This is a genomic window from Neisseria sp. HMSC31F04, assembly GCF_001807735.1.
GTDB classification, from domain to species: Bacteria; Pseudomonadota; Gammaproteobacteria; order Burkholderiales; family Neisseriaceae; genus Neisseria; species Neisseria elongata.
Map to the genome: position 1 here is coordinate 1 of NZ_KV790833.1, position 16,425 is coordinate 16,425.

Annotated in this window: 12 protein-coding genes; 11 read left to right on the plus strand and 1 reads right to left on the minus strand. The window is 55.0% G+C overall.

Annotation, left to right across the window (positions count from 1 at the left end):
- Positions 1-214: 214 nt before the first annotated feature.
- The 8 genes from thrB to HMPREF3107_RS10385 all read left to right on the plus strand — a co-directional run bounded on the left by thrB (position 215) and on the right by HMPREF3107_RS10385 (position 10,436).
- On the plus strand, positions 215-1,138 hold the full coding sequence (gene thrB, locus HMPREF3107_RS10350; RefSeq protein WP_070455254.1) for a homoserine kinase: 924 nt from the start codon (positions 215-217) through the stop codon (positions 1,136-1,138).
- Positions 1,139-1,346: 208 nt separating this feature from the next.
- Positions 1,347-2,762: a sodium:proton antiporter gene (locus HMPREF3107_RS10355; protein WP_070455256.1), complete on the plus strand. Its 1,416-nt coding sequence runs from the start codon at positions 1,347-1,349 to the stop codon at positions 2,760-2,762.
- A 239-nt stretch (positions 2,763-3,001) separates the two neighbouring features.
- Positions 3,002-4,834 (plus strand): lytic transglycosylase domain-containing protein, encoded by a 1,833-nt coding sequence (locus HMPREF3107_RS10360; RefSeq protein ID WP_070455258.1) that lies wholly within the window; start codon positions 3,002-3,004, stop codon positions 4,832-4,834.
- A 440-nt stretch (positions 4,835-5,274) separates the two neighbouring features.
- Positions 5,275-5,475 carry a CsbD family protein gene (locus HMPREF3107_RS10365; protein ID WP_070455260.1) on the plus strand — a complete coding sequence of 67 codons (201 nt, stop codon included), beginning with the start codon at positions 5,275-5,277 and terminating at the stop codon, positions 5,473-5,475.
- 76 nt (positions 5,476-5,551) lie between these two features.
- Entirely contained in the window at positions 5,552-5,710 is a 159-nt protein-coding gene (locus HMPREF3107_RS10370; RefSeq protein WP_009426549.1) for a DUF1328 domain-containing protein, read from the plus strand.
- Between the two features lie 348 nt (positions 5,711-6,058).
- Positions 6,059-7,507, plus strand: a complete 1,449-nt coding sequence (locus HMPREF3107_RS10375; RefSeq protein ID WP_070455263.1) for an oligopeptide:H+ symporter — start codon at positions 6,059-6,061, stop codon at positions 7,505-7,507.
- Positions 7,508-7,574: 67 nt separating this feature from the next.
- Positions 7,575-8,540 carry a DUF4424 family protein gene (locus tag HMPREF3107_RS10380; RefSeq protein ID WP_070455265.1) on the plus strand — a complete coding sequence of 322 codons (966 nt, stop codon included), beginning with the start codon at positions 7,575-7,577 and terminating at the stop codon, positions 8,538-8,540.
- Positions 8,541-8,645: 105 nt separating this feature from the next.
- On the plus strand, positions 8,646-10,436 hold the full coding sequence (locus tag HMPREF3107_RS10385) for an aminopeptidase P family protein (RefSeq protein ID WP_070455267.1): 1,791 nt from the start codon (positions 8,646-8,648) through the stop codon (positions 10,434-10,436).
- A 94-nt stretch (positions 10,437-10,530) separates the two neighbouring features.
- On the opposite strand, the gene HMPREF3107_RS11985 is transcribed toward HMPREF3107_RS10385, so the two are convergent.
- The gene (locus HMPREF3107_RS11985) at positions 10,531-12,459 is read right to left on the minus strand and encodes a hypothetical protein (RefSeq protein ID WP_141742880.1); all 1,929 of its coding nucleotides are present in this window, start codon (positions 12,457-12,459) and stop codon (positions 10,531-10,533) included.
- 122 nt (positions 12,460-12,581) lie between these two features.
- Between HMPREF3107_RS11985 and ruvA the strand changes: the two genes are divergently transcribed.
- The 3 genes from ruvA to HMPREF3107_RS10410 all read left to right on the plus strand — a co-directional run bounded on the left by ruvA (position 12,582) and on the right by HMPREF3107_RS10410 (position 16,301).
- Complete coding sequence (gene ruvA, locus HMPREF3107_RS10400; protein ID WP_070455273.1) at positions 12,582-13,166, plus strand: Holliday junction branch migration protein RuvA; 585 nt, start codon at positions 12,582-12,584, stop codon at positions 13,164-13,166.
- Positions 13,167-13,346: 180 nt separating this feature from the next.
- The gene (locus tag HMPREF3107_RS10405) at positions 13,347-15,266 is read left to right on the plus strand and encodes a TonB-dependent receptor (RefSeq protein WP_070455275.1); all 1,920 of its coding nucleotides are present in this window, start codon (positions 13,347-13,349) and stop codon (positions 15,264-15,266) included.
- Positions 15,267-15,323: 57 nt separating this feature from the next.
- Complete coding sequence (locus HMPREF3107_RS10410; protein WP_070455277.1) at positions 15,324-16,301, plus strand: ABC transporter substrate-binding protein; 978 nt, start codon at positions 15,324-15,326, stop codon at positions 16,299-16,301.
- The last annotated feature ends 124 nt before the right edge of the window (positions 16,302-16,425 follow it).

The following is a 16,425-nucleotide window of genomic DNA, read 5'->3' on the forward strand; positions in this document are numbered from 1 at the left end:
GCACATCCGAAAATACTGTCAAATAAATATTGCAAGAAAAATATAGGAAATTGCTTATCAGCATGTTTTTTTTAAAATTTTATTTTTCTAAACCTCCACCAATAAAACTATAAAACTTATTATGAGTACATTCTTTCCTAGTAAGTTTGTATATTTGATATGATGCCGCAGTTTTAAAACTTATCTGTATCTTCTCCAAAGATAGGCGATTTCCATGTCTGTTTATACCAGTGTTTCCGATGATGAAATGCGTACTTTTTTGACTGATTACGATTTGGGTGATTTTATTTCCTTAGTGGGAATTGCCCAAGGCGTAACCAATAGCAATTATTTTTTAACTACATCCGATGGCCGTTATGTGCTGACTGTATTTGAAGTGCTGCAACAACACGAACTACCTTTTTTTCTTTTGTTAAAACAGCATTTGAACAAAGCCGGTGTCGCCTGCCCGGCACCTATCATGCGCAAAGACGGTCGTTTTGATTCTATCTTGGCAGGGAAACCGGCTTGTTTGGTTAGCTGCCTTCAAGGTGCGGATACGGGTTGGCCAACCATTGGGCAATGTTTTAACACAGGTGCGATGCTGGCCAAAATGCACTTGGCGGGCCGGGATTTTCCGCTGCATATGGAAAACCCCCGCCATGCTGCCTGGTGGCATGAAGCGGCAGATAAACTGCTGCCGGTATTAAATCAGGAAGATGCCGAACTCTTGCAAGATGAAATTGCCTATTTGGACACTCACCCCGATATAGGTTTGCCGCGCGGCATTATCCATGCAGACTTATTTAAGGATAATGTGCTGTTAAACGGTGATGACGTAGCCGGATTTATCGATTTTTATTATGCTTGCAACGGCAATTTTATGTACGATTTGGCGATTGCGGTGAACGATTGGGCGCGAACGGCAGACAATCGATTGGACTCTTCTTTGGCAGATGCTTTCATTCGCGGTTATGAAAGCATCCGTCCGCTTTCCGATGCCGAACGTGCATATTTCCCTACGGCCCAGCGTGCCGGCTGTATACGTTTTTGGGTTTCCCGCTTGTTGGATTTCCACTTCCCGCAGGAGGGGGAAATGACCTTTATCAAAGACCCGAATGTATTCCGCGATTTGCTGCTAACCTTCAGACGGCCTTAATCCTCCTACTACAGTCAAATATTTTTCTAAAAGGCAGAATCAGAAATTCTGCCTTTTTTCTTAATTCGGCGCATTTCCCTGCTGCGTTTCTTTGATTTTGTTTTTCCGTTACAATCGGACGGTAGTTTTTAATAATCAGACCGTTTGACTATAAAGGAAGGCCGTCTGAAAAATATCCTGCCGACCGGAATAAGAAAAGGAACCCCCAATGCCGCACAAACTCCTTCTACCCCTGCTATTACTCTTTCCGACTTCCGTTTTTGCCGCCGCGCCCGACGGCTCAACTCTAAGTTTGTTATGGGGTTTGCCGTTTGCCTTGATTCTGCTGTCGATTGCCACCGGTCCGCTGCTGTTTTCACACACCTGGCATCATCACTTCGGCAAAATTACCGCGTTTTGGACGCTGCTTTTCCTTATTCCGTTCTCGCTCAGCTATGGCCTAGGTTCCGGCATTTCTACCGTTATCCACGCTCTAGTGGATGAATACATACCCTTTATCGCATTGCTGCTGGCACTCTATACCGTGTCCGGGGGCATTTTGGTATGGGGCAACCTGCATGGCTCGCCCAAAACGAATACCGCCATCCTCGCCATCGGCACCTTGCTGGCTTCCGTGATGGGGACGACCGGCGCGGCGATGTTGATGATACGCCCGCTGCTGAAGGCCAACGATAACCGCAAACACCGCGTACACGCCGTCATTTTCTTTATTTTCCTGGTAGCCAACATCGGCGGCGGACTGACCCCGCTGGGCGACCCGCCCCTGTTCCTCGGCTTCTTGAAAGGCGTGGATTTCATGTGGACGGTACGCCATATGCTGATGCCCGTATTGGTCAGCAGCACCGTCCTGCTGACCCTGTTTTATTTTCTTGACAGACATTTTTACGGCAAAGAAGACGAAATCCAACCCCGCGACCCAAGCCCCGACAGCCGTCTGCAAATCCACGGCAAACGCAACTTTGCCTTGCTAATCGGCATCGTCGGTACCGTATTGATGTCCGGCATCTGGAAACCCGGCATTTCCGTAGATGTATTCGGCAGCCATTACGAACTGCAAAACCTCATCCGCGACCTGCTGCTGCTGTCTATAACCGCCGTTTCGCTGATTATTACGCCGAAACAGGTTCGGGCGGGCAACGAATTCAACTGGGACCCGATAGCCGAAGTCGGCAAACTCTTCCTCGGCATCTTTATCACCATCACACCCGTTTTGGCCATCCTCAAAGCAGGCGAAAACGGTGCGCTCGCAGGCGTGGTCGCACTGGTGCACGACAGCTCCGGCCATCCGATTAACACCATGTACTTCTGGATGTCGGGCCTGTTGTCCGCCTTTTTGGACAACGCACCGACCTATTTGGTGTTCTTCAACCTCGCCGGCGGCGACCCCCACGTTTTAATGAACGGCCACCTGTTTCACACCCTGCTGGCCGTTTCAATGGGTTCGGTCTTCATGGGCGCGCTCAGCTACATCGGCAACGCCCCCAACTTCATGGTAAAAGCCATCGCCGAACAACGCAAAGTGCCCATGCCCAGCTTCTTCGGCTACATGGCCTGGTCGTTCGGCATTTTGGTTCCGCTCTTCCTGCTCCACACACTGGTTTTCTTCGTGTGGCAAATATTTTAAAAAACGGCAGACAGCCTTTCGGGGCCGTCTGAAAACATCCACCGGCCGGACGGAAACGTCCGGCCTGCCTATTTTCCGATAAACCGCAGAATACGAATAACCAATGTAAATCAAATGCGGCACATTTGGGCAAAGCCCGCAAACCTTGCTATCATCCCTCCCTGCTTTCAGACGGCCTCCAACCTATCAAACACACAATATAGGCCGTCTGAAACCCGCAACAGAAAGAACGACGACACATGATCCGATACAGAATACCCCTGATTGCCGCCCTGCTCTTGGCAGCATGTACCGCCGAAAAGCCCGTAGAACCCGTAAACAGCAGACACGCCCTACCGTCCGACGTTTCCGGCGGCGTCAGTCTGCCGACCGCCCGCAGCAGCGAAAACCCGGCAAAAACACTGAACGACTACGCCCTCTACGAAAACGTATTGCGCGCCGCCAAAGCGGGCGACGACATCCAGCCCGCCCAATTCCTCAGCGGCCAGAGCGACAGCGCGATGGGCGAAGCCGTCCGCAACGAATGGCTCAAAAGCCTGGCGCGGCACGGCGACTGGGCAACCTTCCAACGCGAATACGCCAAACTCGCCGCCGAAGGCCGCAGCCAGGAAGTCGGCTGCTACGCCGAAAACCTGCAAGACACCGGCTTGGCGGCAAAACTCGTCCGCGAAACCGGCCGCCTGCCGCAAGGCTGCACCGCCTTAATCGAAACCCACGCACGGGAAGGCCGTCTGAAAACCACCGATGCTTGGCGGCGCGTACGCGGCCTGATTGCCAACAACCAAACCACCGATGCCTCCCGTCTTGCCGCCGCCCTCGGCAGCCCGCTTGAAGGCGGCAGCGGACAAGGCGCGCAAGAAAACCTCCTGCGCGACATCATCGGCGCAAACGCACAAAAAAGCCCGGCGGCAGCCCAAAACCTGAGCAACCAAGAAAGCCTCTTCACCCGCGAACAGGCTGGATTCGCCTGGGGCGTGCTGGCGCACCGTCAGGCCAAAAGCCAAAACTTCGCCACCGCCCTCAAATACTACCGCCGTGCCGACCGCAACCAACTGACAAACGACCAATTCGAATGGTTCGCTCGTTCCGCCCTGAGGCTTCAAGACTGGGGCACACTGGCCGACATCATCACCTCCATGCCGGCCGAACTGCAGGACAATCCAACCTGGCTGTACTGGCTCGGCCGCAGCCACGCCGCGCGCGGGGACAACGCCCGCGCCCAAGCCCTCTATCGTAAAGCAGAACAAAGCGGACGCAACTTCTACGCCGTACTGTCCACCGAAGAACTCGGCAAACGCATCCACACCAACAACAATGCCACCGCTGCAAGCCGCCGCGACCTCGACACCCTGGCACGCGACGGCGCCATCGCCCGCGCCCTCACCCTGTTCAAAGCAGGCGGCGGCGACCGCGCCATGCGCCGTGCGGCACAGGCGGAATGGCGTTACGCCACGCGCGGCTTCAACGAAGACACCAAACTGGCAGCCGCCCAGCTTGCTTACGACAACCAATTCTACGAAATGGCCATCCACACCGCCGACAGCACCACGCACAAACTCAACTACAACCTGCGCTACATCTCGCCCTTCCGCGACATTACCGGCCGCTATGCCGCCGAAGCGGGCATCGACCCGGCATGGGTTTACGGCCTCATCCGCCAAGAAAGCCGCTTCATGCTCGGCGCACAATCCAGCGTCGGCGCACAAGGCCTGATGCAGGTTATGCCTGCCACCGCGCGCGAAATCGCCGGCAAAATCGGCATGGACAGCAGCGAACTCTACACCATGGACGGCAACATCCGCATGGGCACATGGTACATGTCCGATGCCAAACGCCGCCTGCAAAACAACGAAGTCATGGCCACGGCGGGTTACAATGCTGGCCCAGGCCGCGCCCGCCAATGGCAGGCATCATCCCCGCTGGAAGGCGCGATTTACGCCGAAACTATCCCGTTCGATGAAACGCGCGACTACGTGAAAAAAGTGATGACCAACGCTGCCTATTACGCCTCGTTGTTCAAACAGGCGAACACCTCGCTGAAACAGCGCATGGGCGTCGTTCCCGGCAAATAAGCGCAGGAAATCACCTAAAAGGCCGTCTGAAAATCCGTTTTCAGACGGCCTTTCTGTCAAAATTCCATCTCCCATACGGAGACCTTTGCAAAATTCCTTTTTCCCCAACAGCCGAAACCTAAATAAAGATTTTCCGGCTGTTTTTGTTTCAAATATCCACTGATTCTACCCAAATACCCCCTTAATCCCCCTTGGATACCCGATTAATCAGCATCCGGGCGAGAAAAACAGGGGGATTGGGTACGAAAACAGCCGAAAACCTGTGTTTGGGTTTTGGCTGCTGAGGAAAAGAAATTTTGCAAAGGTCTCTAACTGACTGATTGATGACTTAGATGAAAATGTAAAGCAGCTTGCAAAAAAATAAATTATCGGATAAGGTAGTTAACAAGCGGCTGACGCCGTGAGTATTTGATTATTTAGAAATATCGAAAGGCATAATCATGAATGAAGATATTATCAAAGGAAAATGGGCGCAGCTCAAAGGTAAAGCTCAGGAAAAATGGGGCGAATTGACTAATGATGATTTGGACATTATCGAAGGCAAACGCGACCAATTGGCAGGAAAAATCCGCGAAAAATATGGTCGCACCAAAGAAGAAGCAGAGAAAGAAATCGACGATTGGCTAAGCAGTCAAGATTAACGATTTCAATCCAATATTAAAGAATGCGGTCGGTTTCCGGCCGCATTCTTATCAAAACAGAAAATAGGGAAAAATCATGCTACATTATGCAGTTGTTTTCTTCGTTATCGCCATCATTGCAGCCGTACTGGGTTTTGGCGGCATCGCAGGCAGTGCGGCAGGTATTGCCAAAATCCTGTTTGTCGGCTTCCTGATTCTGTCGGTACTTTCGCTGATTTTTGGCAGAAAGAAATAACCGCCGACAAATACAGAAAATCTGCTTCGGCAATCGGGCTGGAAAAGCTTTCTCAAATTGTGCGTCTAACATCTGACCCTCCATATAGCTGGATTGTTGATGTATAGGCAGGTGGATTATTACCTGGCAGGCCGTCTGAAACTCCGTTTTCAGACGGCCTTTTTCATTTAAACACATCATAAAACGTAAATCCGCCATTGCCCGTTTTGACAAATTTTAAATATTGGGTTACAAATCACTACAAGGCAGGTATGCTTCGGCTGCTGCCGTTGTTTTCAGACGGCCTGACTGCCGGATGCCGCTTGCCGACTAATAAAAAAATTGATTGCCTTTTGTTAAGGAGAATTTATGTCTACCCCGAACCCGGCCAAAAAATTCTTCGGCCATCCGATTCAGCTTTCCACGCTGTTCCACATCGAACTGTGGGAACGTTTCTCGTTCTACGGGATGCAGGGCATCCTGATGATTTATCTATACTACACCGCAAAAGAAGGCGGTTTGGGCATGGATAAAACGCTGGCCGGCGGCATCGTCGGCGCATACGGCGGCAGCGTCTACCTCTCCACCATCCTCGGCGCGTGGCTGGCCGACCGGATTTTCGGAGCGGAAAAAACGCTATTTCTCTCAGGCATCGTCGTGATGCTCGGCCACATCCTGCTGGCCGTCATCCCCGGCCTGTCCGGCCTGCTGTTTGGCCTGGTGTGCATCGCCTTGGGCAGCGGCGGCGTAAAGTCGTCGGCCAGCTCCATGGTCGGCTCGCTGTATGAAAGCGACGAAATGCAGCCGCTGCGTGATGCGGGCTTCTCGATTTTCTACATTTCCATCAATATCGGCGGCTTCTTCGGCCCCATCATTACCGGCCTGCTGCAAAAAGATTACGGCTTCCATTACGGCTTCGGCGCGGCTGCCGTCGGCATGGCGTTTGGTTTGTGGTGGTATTCCCTCGGCCGCAAAAATTTGCCGCAAACACCCGCCCCCAATCCGTTGCAGCCGGAAAAAGTGAAAACCGCCGCCGCAATCGGCGTATTGATCATATTGGTTTTGGGCAGCCTGATTGCCACCGGTGCGCTGAACCTCGAAACCTTCCCGCAATTCCTGCTGGCAACGGTGATTCTGGCCGTGATTGCCTACTTTGCGCGGTTGCTGGGCAGCCAGCATGTCAATGCGGACAACAAACGCCACATCATGGCCTATATCCCGCTTTTCATTACCATCTGCGCCTTCTGGGCGGTATGGTTCCAGGTGTACACCGTGGCCACCGTATATTTTGACGAAACGGTAGACCGCACCTTCTTCGGCTTTACCGTGCCCGTAGCATGGAAAGACTCGATACAGAGTATGTGGGTGGTGCTGTTCTCCGGCGTGTTGGCCGCCGTATGGACGAAAATGGGCAAACGCCAGCCGAAAACGCCGCTGAAATTCGCCTTGGCGATGCTGGTAGTCGGCGTATCCTACCTCGGCTTCGTGCCCTACATTTCTTCCGGTACGCCGATGCCGATCATCATCTTCGCATTGGTACTGCTGGCCGTAACGATAGGCGAACTGCTGCTGTCGCCGATTTCCCTCTCGCTGTCCACCAAAATCGCCCCACCGATGTTCAAAACCCAAATGGTGGCCTTGAACTTCCTCGCCCTATCCATCGGTTTTACCTTGGGCGGCCAGTTGTTCAAACGGTTCTATGATGAAAAAGCACCGCTCGATTTCTACTGGTTGCTGTGCATCATCGGCGTATCGGTCGGCATCGCGCTGCTGGTACAGGTTCCCGTACTGAACCGTATGCTCAAAGGCGCGGATTAACATACGCTTCAGGCCGTCTGAAAACGTTTCAGACGGCCTTTCCTCCGTTTTCGGCAAAGGGAAACCCATGAAACATACAGCCTTCCCCGTCCTACTGCTCGCCGCCGTAACAGCGCAGGCCAACGACAGCACCGGCTTTGTCGAAACCGGCGGCATCCAATATTTGAAAAACCAGCACATCGAAATGCAACGCGAGGATTTGTACATCAGCCAGCAACAGATACGCGTATCCTACACATTCAAAAATAATTCCGCACAGGACATTACTGAAACCGTATTATTCCCCCTGCCCGAAGTATCGGCCGGTTATGACGGCGATTTTGCCGACACCGCCGGCCTCATCAACAGCTTCCGTATTTGGGCCGACGGCAAGGCCGTCAAACCTCAAGTCCATGTGCGCGCCTTTTTTGAAACCAAAGACGGCAAAAAGGCCGACATGACCGCCAAACTGAAACAATGCGGCCTATCCGATATCGAATTGATGGCTCCGTGGACAAACAAATACGACCACGAAAAAGTATCCGCCAAAATCAACGCCTGCCTGACCCCACAAGCAGCCAAACTCAAGCTGAAGAGCGATGACGATATAAGCGATTTTTGGTCAGCGGTAATCGTATACAGTTGGAAGCAGACCTTCAAAGCCGGCAAAACCACTAACATAAAACATCAATACACCCCGCTTCTGGGCGGCAGCTTCCTCATCCCGCCCGCAGAGCCGGAAAAAGGCGGCCCGATGGCGAAAACGTACTGCATCAGCGACGACCTGCGTCGCACGCTGGCCGACCCGCGCCACCGCTTCCGCACCTACACCCAACTGGGCTACGTCTTAACCACCGACGCAAACTGGGCCAAGCCGATCGGCAAATTCACACTGACGGTCGAGCGCGAGCCCGGCCAACTCGTTTCCCTGTGTTGGGACAAATCCTTGCGTAAAATCAGCCCGACGGTTTTCCGCGCCGAAAAAACCGATTTTCTACCCCAAAAAGACTTGGATATTATCTTCTTCACCGCGTTAGAAGCGGTAAACGAATAAGCCGAATCGGACAGGCCGTCTGAAAACCGAAATCCTGCTTTCAGACGGCTCCTCCACCCATCCAACCCGCCGCCGAAACGGCGCGCACGCAGAAAGGAACAACTCATGAACCCAGCCGCCCAACGCCTTGCCAAACTCCGCCAAACCATGCGCGAACACAACCTCGCCGCCTGGATTGTCCCGTCCGCCGACCCGCATTTGTCCGAATACCTGCCCGAACACTGGCAGGCGCGGGTGTATTTTTCCGGCTTCACCGGTTCGGTCGGCACCTTGGTCGTTACCGCCGACAAAGCCGGCCTGTGGGCGGACAGCCGCTATTGGGAACAAGCCGCACACCAGCTCCAAGGCAGCGGCATAGAATTGCAAAAAGTCGGTGAAGTCGCGCCCTACACCGACTGGCTGGCCGCCGAACTGCCGGACGGCGCGGCGGCGGGCGCGGCGGCCGACATGCTGTCGCTGACCGCTAAACGCCAGCTTGAAACCGCCTTCGCCGCCAAAAACATCCGCCTCGACGTATCGCGCGACATCGCCGACGCGGTTTGGACCGACCGCCCCGCCCTGCCGCAGGAAACCGTTTTCCCGCACGACGCAGCCTTCATTTCCGAAACCGCTGCCGCCAAACTCGCCCGCGTGCGTGCCGCCATGAAAGAACAAGGCGCGGCCTGGCATCTGATTTCTTCGCTCGACGACACCGCATGGCTGACCAACCTGCGCGGCAGCGACGTACCGTACAACCCCGTATTCCTGTCGTACCTGCTCATCGGCACCGATTCGGCAACCCTGTTCGTTGATGAAGCCAAGCTGAATCCGGCATCGCGCGCGCTGCTGGCCGAAGCGGGCATCACCACCGCGCCCTACGCCGCCGTGCGCGAAGCCTTGGCCAAGATTTCAGACGGCCTGCTCGTCAACCCCGACAAAACCGCCGTCAGCACGCTGCAACTCATGCCGTCTGAAAGCCGCCTGATTGAAAACATCAACCCGTCCACCCTGTTCAAATCCGTCAAATCCGCCGCCGATTTGGACCATGTACGCGAAGCCATGCGGCAAGACGGCGCGGCACTGTGCGGCTTCTTCGCCGAATTCGAGCGCAATCTGGCCGACGGCACCGCCATGAACGAGCTGGACATCGACACCATGCTCCACAAATACCGCAGCGCGCGCCCGAACTTCGTTTCACTCAGTTTCAACACCATCGCCGGCTACAACGCCAACGGCGCGCTGCCGCACTACGCCGCCACGCCCGAAGCGTTCAGCGACATCACCGGCAGCGGCCTGCTGCTGATTGACTCGGGCGCGCAATATCTGGGCGGCACCACCGACATCACCCGCGTCGTCCCCGTCGGCGAAACCACGCCCGAACAAAAACGCGACTACACGCTAGTCTTAAAAGCCCATATCGCGCTGGCCGAAACCGTGTTCCCCGAAAACATCGCCGCCCCCCTGCTCGACGCCATCTGCCGCAAACCCCTTTGGCAGGAACAATGCAACTACGGCCACGGCACGGGGCACGGCGTGGGCTACTTCCTGAACGTGCACGAAGGCCCGCAGGTCATCTCCTACCTTGCCCCCGTCAATCCCCATCACGCCATGAAGGCGGGCATGATTACCTCCAACGAACCCGGCCTCTACCGCCCGGGCAGATGGGGCGTGCGCATCGAAAACCTTGTCGCCAACCAACCCGTGGCATCGCCGCAGGAAACCGAATTCGGCAAATTCCTGCATTTCGAAACCCTCACCCTCTGCCCGATAGACACGCGCCCGATAGACCTGTCGTTGATGACGGCCGAAGAAATCCGCTGGCTCAACGCCTACCACGCCGACGTGCGCGAAAAACTGCTGCCGCTGGTAGACGGCGAAGCACGCGATTGGCTGCTGCTGCGGACAGAGGCCGTCTGAAAACGGCAAAGGCCGCAATAAATTGAAAGGCCGTCTGAAAAACCCGCAACAAGGTTTTTCAGACGGCCTCTTTGATGTCGAAAGCCGTACGGGCTCAATACCCTGCCCCCTCCAGCTGCAAAAACGCCCGATAGTAATCCTCCGTCGCAGCATCGTCGGCAACGGACTGTCCGGCTTTGGCCAGATAATCGCGGGCCAAACGGCGGCTTTCCTTACCGAATTTACCGTCGGCCTTAATCTTATAACCGCCTGCCTGCAAACGGCGTTGGATATACAACACCTGCTCTTTTTGCGCAGGCATTTCCATCCTTTCGGTATGATTGGCAGAAAGCCGGCAAAGGCTGCCGAAATCCCGTTTAAGCTTCGCAAAAAAACCGTTTCCTTCGAATTCCCCGTTTTCAGACGGCCCCAACCACCCGTCCGCCTGCCTGCACGCCGCCTGAGTTACTTCCAGGGCCAAACGGCCTTCGCTTTTCGGCAGCCAATCCTGCGAGGCGGCAAAACCGTAGGCGCAGGCCGCCAGCCATACAAGGAAGCCCCAACCCAACAATTTTCCGAATGCCTCCGCATTACGCATCTGCTGGCGGTAGGCAGGCGGCACTTTGCGCCGCTGCCAGACCACGACCACCATACTGAGCAAAGAAGCCGCAATGCCGACGGCCAACAGGATCAGCAGGAAAGCCAATCCGCCGCCCAGTAATGTTCCGAACGGCCTCGCGGCAATATTCTGTTCGGCATCCCATTCCTGCAGCAAGGCCAAATAGGCTAAAACCGGTAGGCCGAACAAAATCCATACGGCCGGAGAATAGGCGGGAGACACTTTATCGATGATCAGGTTCAGCACATTGGCCAGCCGCCCTGCCATTTCCGTACTGATAAAGCCTTGGCAGGCCGTCTGAACGGCATGGCCGGTATCTTCGTCCTGCACCGTGCGGCAGTCGGCGATCTTGCGCATGGCATCATCCAAAACCGGCTGTCCGGCATAGCGGCTGAAAAACGCCACCGCATCCTTTTTGCCCAATTTCCGCTTTCCGGACAAATTCGTCTGTAGGAACGCCAGCTCGTCAGCAAACAAATCGTCGAACACGGTCGGCCGCACATAGGGATACGGCGGATTGGAAAACGCATGGCAGATATACGTCTTCCCCTTCAGCCCGAACGGAAGCATGACGGCGGTGCTAATACCGACATACGACATCCCGTGCGTCTTTTCACCCGCCTGCTCCCCATTCAAATCGAACGGGATTTTCTCGCCGCAAAATTCCGCACCCGACCGAGCCAGCAAATCACTCAATGCCTGCGGTGCAAACCGCGTATCCGCCGCCACCTCGTACGACGGCACGGCCAATGCCTGTATTTCACGGACACGGGTAAAAAAGCCGTAGCCCGAACAATTGCCGCATTTTTCCCTGCCGCTGCCCGAACACGAACCGCACGTCCTGTATCCGCTGCCCCAGCAGCCGCCGCAGCTTTTGTACACCGTCCGCGTACCCCGGTATTGGCTGTTGCCGTCATATAACGGAACCTGCTCGGCATGTTGCCCCGAACCGCCGCACCAATGACACCGCTCCCGCCCCGATCCTTGGCAGGAGTGGCAGGAGACATTGCCCTTGCCGTGGCAGGATTGGCATTTCTCATGGATGGAAAAAGGCCGGAAAGTATGAAAAGCCGTTTCCCGCCCCGATTCGGCCACACCTTTCCCGCCCGCCGCACGCAGCCTGTCCAAAAAGCCCGCCCGCAAATCCGTATCGCAGGCCGCCCGTTCCGACAATTCGCCGCTGTGCCGCGCAAACGCCGCTCCGTTGTAACCGAAATGGTCTTTCATCGAAGCATCGCCCGCCGTTACGCTGTCCTCCATCCTGCCGAAAAAAGACCACAACACAAACAGACGGACGCGAAAATCCTCCGCTTCATACTGCCCGGGCACAACTTCGCCCGCCCGCGCCTGATTACCATCAATCAGATTGCGTAGCTGGTGTAGTAAAATACCCGCCAACTCATCATGTTTTCTGTTATCACTCATTCATTCCCCCTGAAAACGCCCTGCCAGAAACCACGGCCGCGCAATTATACCCACCGGCGCCGAATCGCGCCGCCCGTTTCGCACTATAATCCCGCCCGTTTCAATCCATTCGAGGAATCCCCATGATCAGCCGCCTGACCGGAAAACTCATCGAAAAACAGCCGCCGCAAATCGTCATCGACGTAAACGGCGTGGCCTACGAAGCCGACGTTTCCATGCAGACCTTCTACAACCTGCCGCCACTGAACGAAACCGTGCAGCTCTACACCCAACTCGTCGTGCGCGAAGACGCACACCTGCTGTTCGGCTTCGGCACGGCCGCCGAACGCGCGACTTTCCGCCAACTGGTCAAAGTAAGCGGCATCGGTGCAAAAACCGCCCTGGGCATCCTGTCTGCCATGACCGCCGACGAACTGGCGCAGGCCGTGGCGCAGGAAGATGTCAAACGCCTCTCCTCCGCTCCCGGCATCGGCAAAAAAACCGCCGAGCGCATGATACTCGAACTGCGCGGCAAACTTTCCGGCGGCACCATTTCAGACGGCCTGTTTGCACAACCGCAGGCCGCCGACGAAACCGACGACATCATCGGCACACTGCTGGCCCTGGGTTACAGCGACCGCGAAGCCCGCGCCGCCGTCAAAGGCATCGCCCCGGGAACGGAAGTGGGCGAAGGCGTACGTCTGGCATTGAAAAACCTGTTGAAATAAGCTGCAAAGCAATAAAAACACAACAGGCCGTCTGAAAATACCGTTTTCAGACGGCCTTTTTACATTCGGCTATGGCGGCAAACATCAATAAAAATTTCCTTCAGCCGATTGAAAGAAACTTTTCTTTACTTGCATTACTTTTAATAGCATAATAAATAAAAATTATTATCAGGATATGACATGAAACAAAAACATCTGGCCTGGCTGCTGATGGGCGGCCTTGCATCAGCACCCATTTTCGCGGAAACCTTGGCAAACCCTGACGAAATCCAGCCTGTCAAAACCTTCTCGCCCCCCAAACCCGTTGCGCCGACCGCAGCTCAGGGCTACTTCCCCGAAAACCAATTCGACCGTACCGACCGCAGCAATCATTACTTTGTTACCGAAAACATAGACCAAGCCTTCCGCCCGCTGAAGGCAAACAGCGGCTTTTACGGCAAAAGCTTTTACAACTCCGTTACCGCGCAAGCGCGCGGGGCGAAGGTATACGGCGTAGCCAACCTCAATCACACCAAGGCAAACGGCTACAAAGACGGCGGCGGGCGCGATACCGATTGGAAATACAGCCGCTTCAATCAGGCTTTGGTGCTCGGTTTCGTGCCGTCTGAAAACCAGGAATACCGCCTCACTTATCTGCACGACGACATCAACAACGACCGCCAGCCGCAGTTCGTCAACGACGCATTGGACACCGAACGCCACATCGCCAAACTCAACGCGCGTTGGGGCAATGCCGATTTGAGCAATACGGTCAGCGCGGAAGCAGGCGTCATCAAACTCAAACGCCGCGCCGACAATTACTCCCTGCGCCAAAACAACACGCTGCAGCAAGTGCTCGTAGAGCTTGACCGCAAAGTGTATGATTTCTCGCTCAAACACGACGCAGATTTCGGCAAGTTCCACAACACAGCCGCCGTCAGCTACCGCAACGACAGCCAAAACGGCGAACGCAACACCCACACCGCCATGCGCGACTTCCTCAACGGCTACCGTTTCGCCGATGTGCACATCGACCGCTGGCGTATTGCCGATACCTTGTCTTACAAGTTTGACGACCGACACAAACTGGGCTTGGGTTTGAGCTACGAACTCAACGAAGCGGACGTTCGCAAAAATACGGCGCAACCCGCCCATCCGATGAACCGCAATCTCGCCTTCGCCTCGGCGCAGCAAATCTGGAAAACCCATTACGGCTACGACTTCAACGGCAAAGTGCGCCGTCATGCTTTGTCGGGCGAACTCAAATACGATTTCACGCCGTCTGAAACGCAAAAATACAGCGTTTCCCTCGCACATTTGGAACGCATCGGCGACAACACCGAACGCTTCAACTCGCTTGCCGCCATCGTGCAAAACCGCATGAACGGCATGCTGATGAACCAAAACCCAGCCGCCGCCATCGCAGGCAACCCCCTGCTGAAAACCGAAAAACACAACCGCATCAAGCTCACCGCCGACAGCCGCAACGACTACTACAACGGCTACATGAACTCATTGGCAGGCGCGGGCTGGAACGTGGGCGGCACACTTGTGGCGGACAAAGTCAAAGACCTGATTATTTTTGACCGCGCACGCGGACAAAGCGGTATTTCATCCAACGGCGGCGGCATCATCACACGCAATGTGGACGCACGATTGTTTACCGCGCAGGCCTACGCGCGTTACAACTTCAATCCGCATTGGGCGGCAGGCATCAAAGCCGCCTACAACTACGGATACAACGAAACCGACGGCAGGCCGCTCTATCAAATCCGTCCGTTTGAAGCCGCCGTCCAAGCCGACTACAAAAACTACTTTGCCCACGGCAGCTACAACATCGGCGCGGCAACACGCTTTGTCGCCAAACAAACGCGCGGCGATTTTGACGCGGCAAGCGGTCTGGGCATAGACAAACGCGAAGCCGCCAAAGGCTTTACCGTTGCCGACGTGTACGCAAGCGTAAACATCAAAGACAAATACGGCTTGCGCCTGGGCGTGAACAACGTGTTCAACAAAAAATACGCCGAACACATCAGCGGCGACCACGTCCTCGCCCTGTCGCCCGGCGTGGTGTATGCACCGGGCAGGACATATTGGTTGAGTTTGCATGCGGCGTTTTGAGTATCAGGCCGTCTGAAAGAATGCCTGCATTGGCTTATTAAGAATTAGGAGATAAAAATGGATATGAAAAGACGTGATTTCTTAAAAATGACTGCCGCGCTGGCAGCAGCAAGCGTTTCGCCTTCGCTGTTGGCGGCCGGTAAAGAGCAATTTACCGTGTACGGCGCGCCGGCAATGCCCAGCGTAACCATTGCCGTAGCGGCGTTGCAAGGCAAGCTGGCGAAGCAGGCGGATGTGTCGCTGAAAATCTGGCGTTCGCCCGACCAGCTTCGCGCGGGCGTGGCGAGTGGGCAATTTAAAGTAATGATGAGTCCGAGCAATGTCGGCGTAAACCTGCGCAACCAAGGGCAGAAAGTCGGCATGGTCAATATTTTGACCAACGGCATCACGCAGTTGGTCTGCAAAGGCAGCGCGATTGCCTCGCCGCAGGATTTGGTCGGCAAAAAAATCCTCGTGCCGTTTAAAAACGACATGCCCGACATCGTGCTGCAAGCCTTGTTGAAAAAACTGAAAATCGACGCGCACAAAGTCGGCATCACTTATACCGCCACGCCGCCCGAAGCGGTAGGGCTGTTTTTGAGCAAGGACTACCACGCCGCCATCCTGCCCGAACCGATGGCGACCGCCAGCATGCTCAAAGGCAAAACCATGGGCGTAAACGTCGTGCGCGGATTTGATTTGGTGAAGGCATGGGGGCAGGCGTTTGACACCAAACCGCTGATTCCGATGGCGGGCATCATCGCCAACGAAGAATATTTCCACGTACACAAGGCGCAGTTCGACCTCTTCCATCAGGATTTGAAAAACGCGCTCAACTGGATACTCGCCAACCGCCAAAGCGCGGCGAAAATCGGCAAAAACTACCTCCCCGCCCCCGAACCCGCACTAGTCATGGGCTTGGACGGCGCGCGGCTGACGGTAACCAAAGGCAGCGAAGTGAAAAACGAGATTTTGAAGTTTTACGAAATCCTGATGCAGTTCAACCCGAAACTTTTGGGCGGCAAGCTGCCGGATAACGGGTTCTTCTTGGCTTAAAAGAGGATAGAGGCCGTCTGAAAATAGTGGAGTAGCCATGAAATCTGCTTTGTCATTTTCAGACGGCCTATAAAGGACATTATCAGCAGCGCAGGTCGGATTCTTGAATCCGACATTTCGGCTA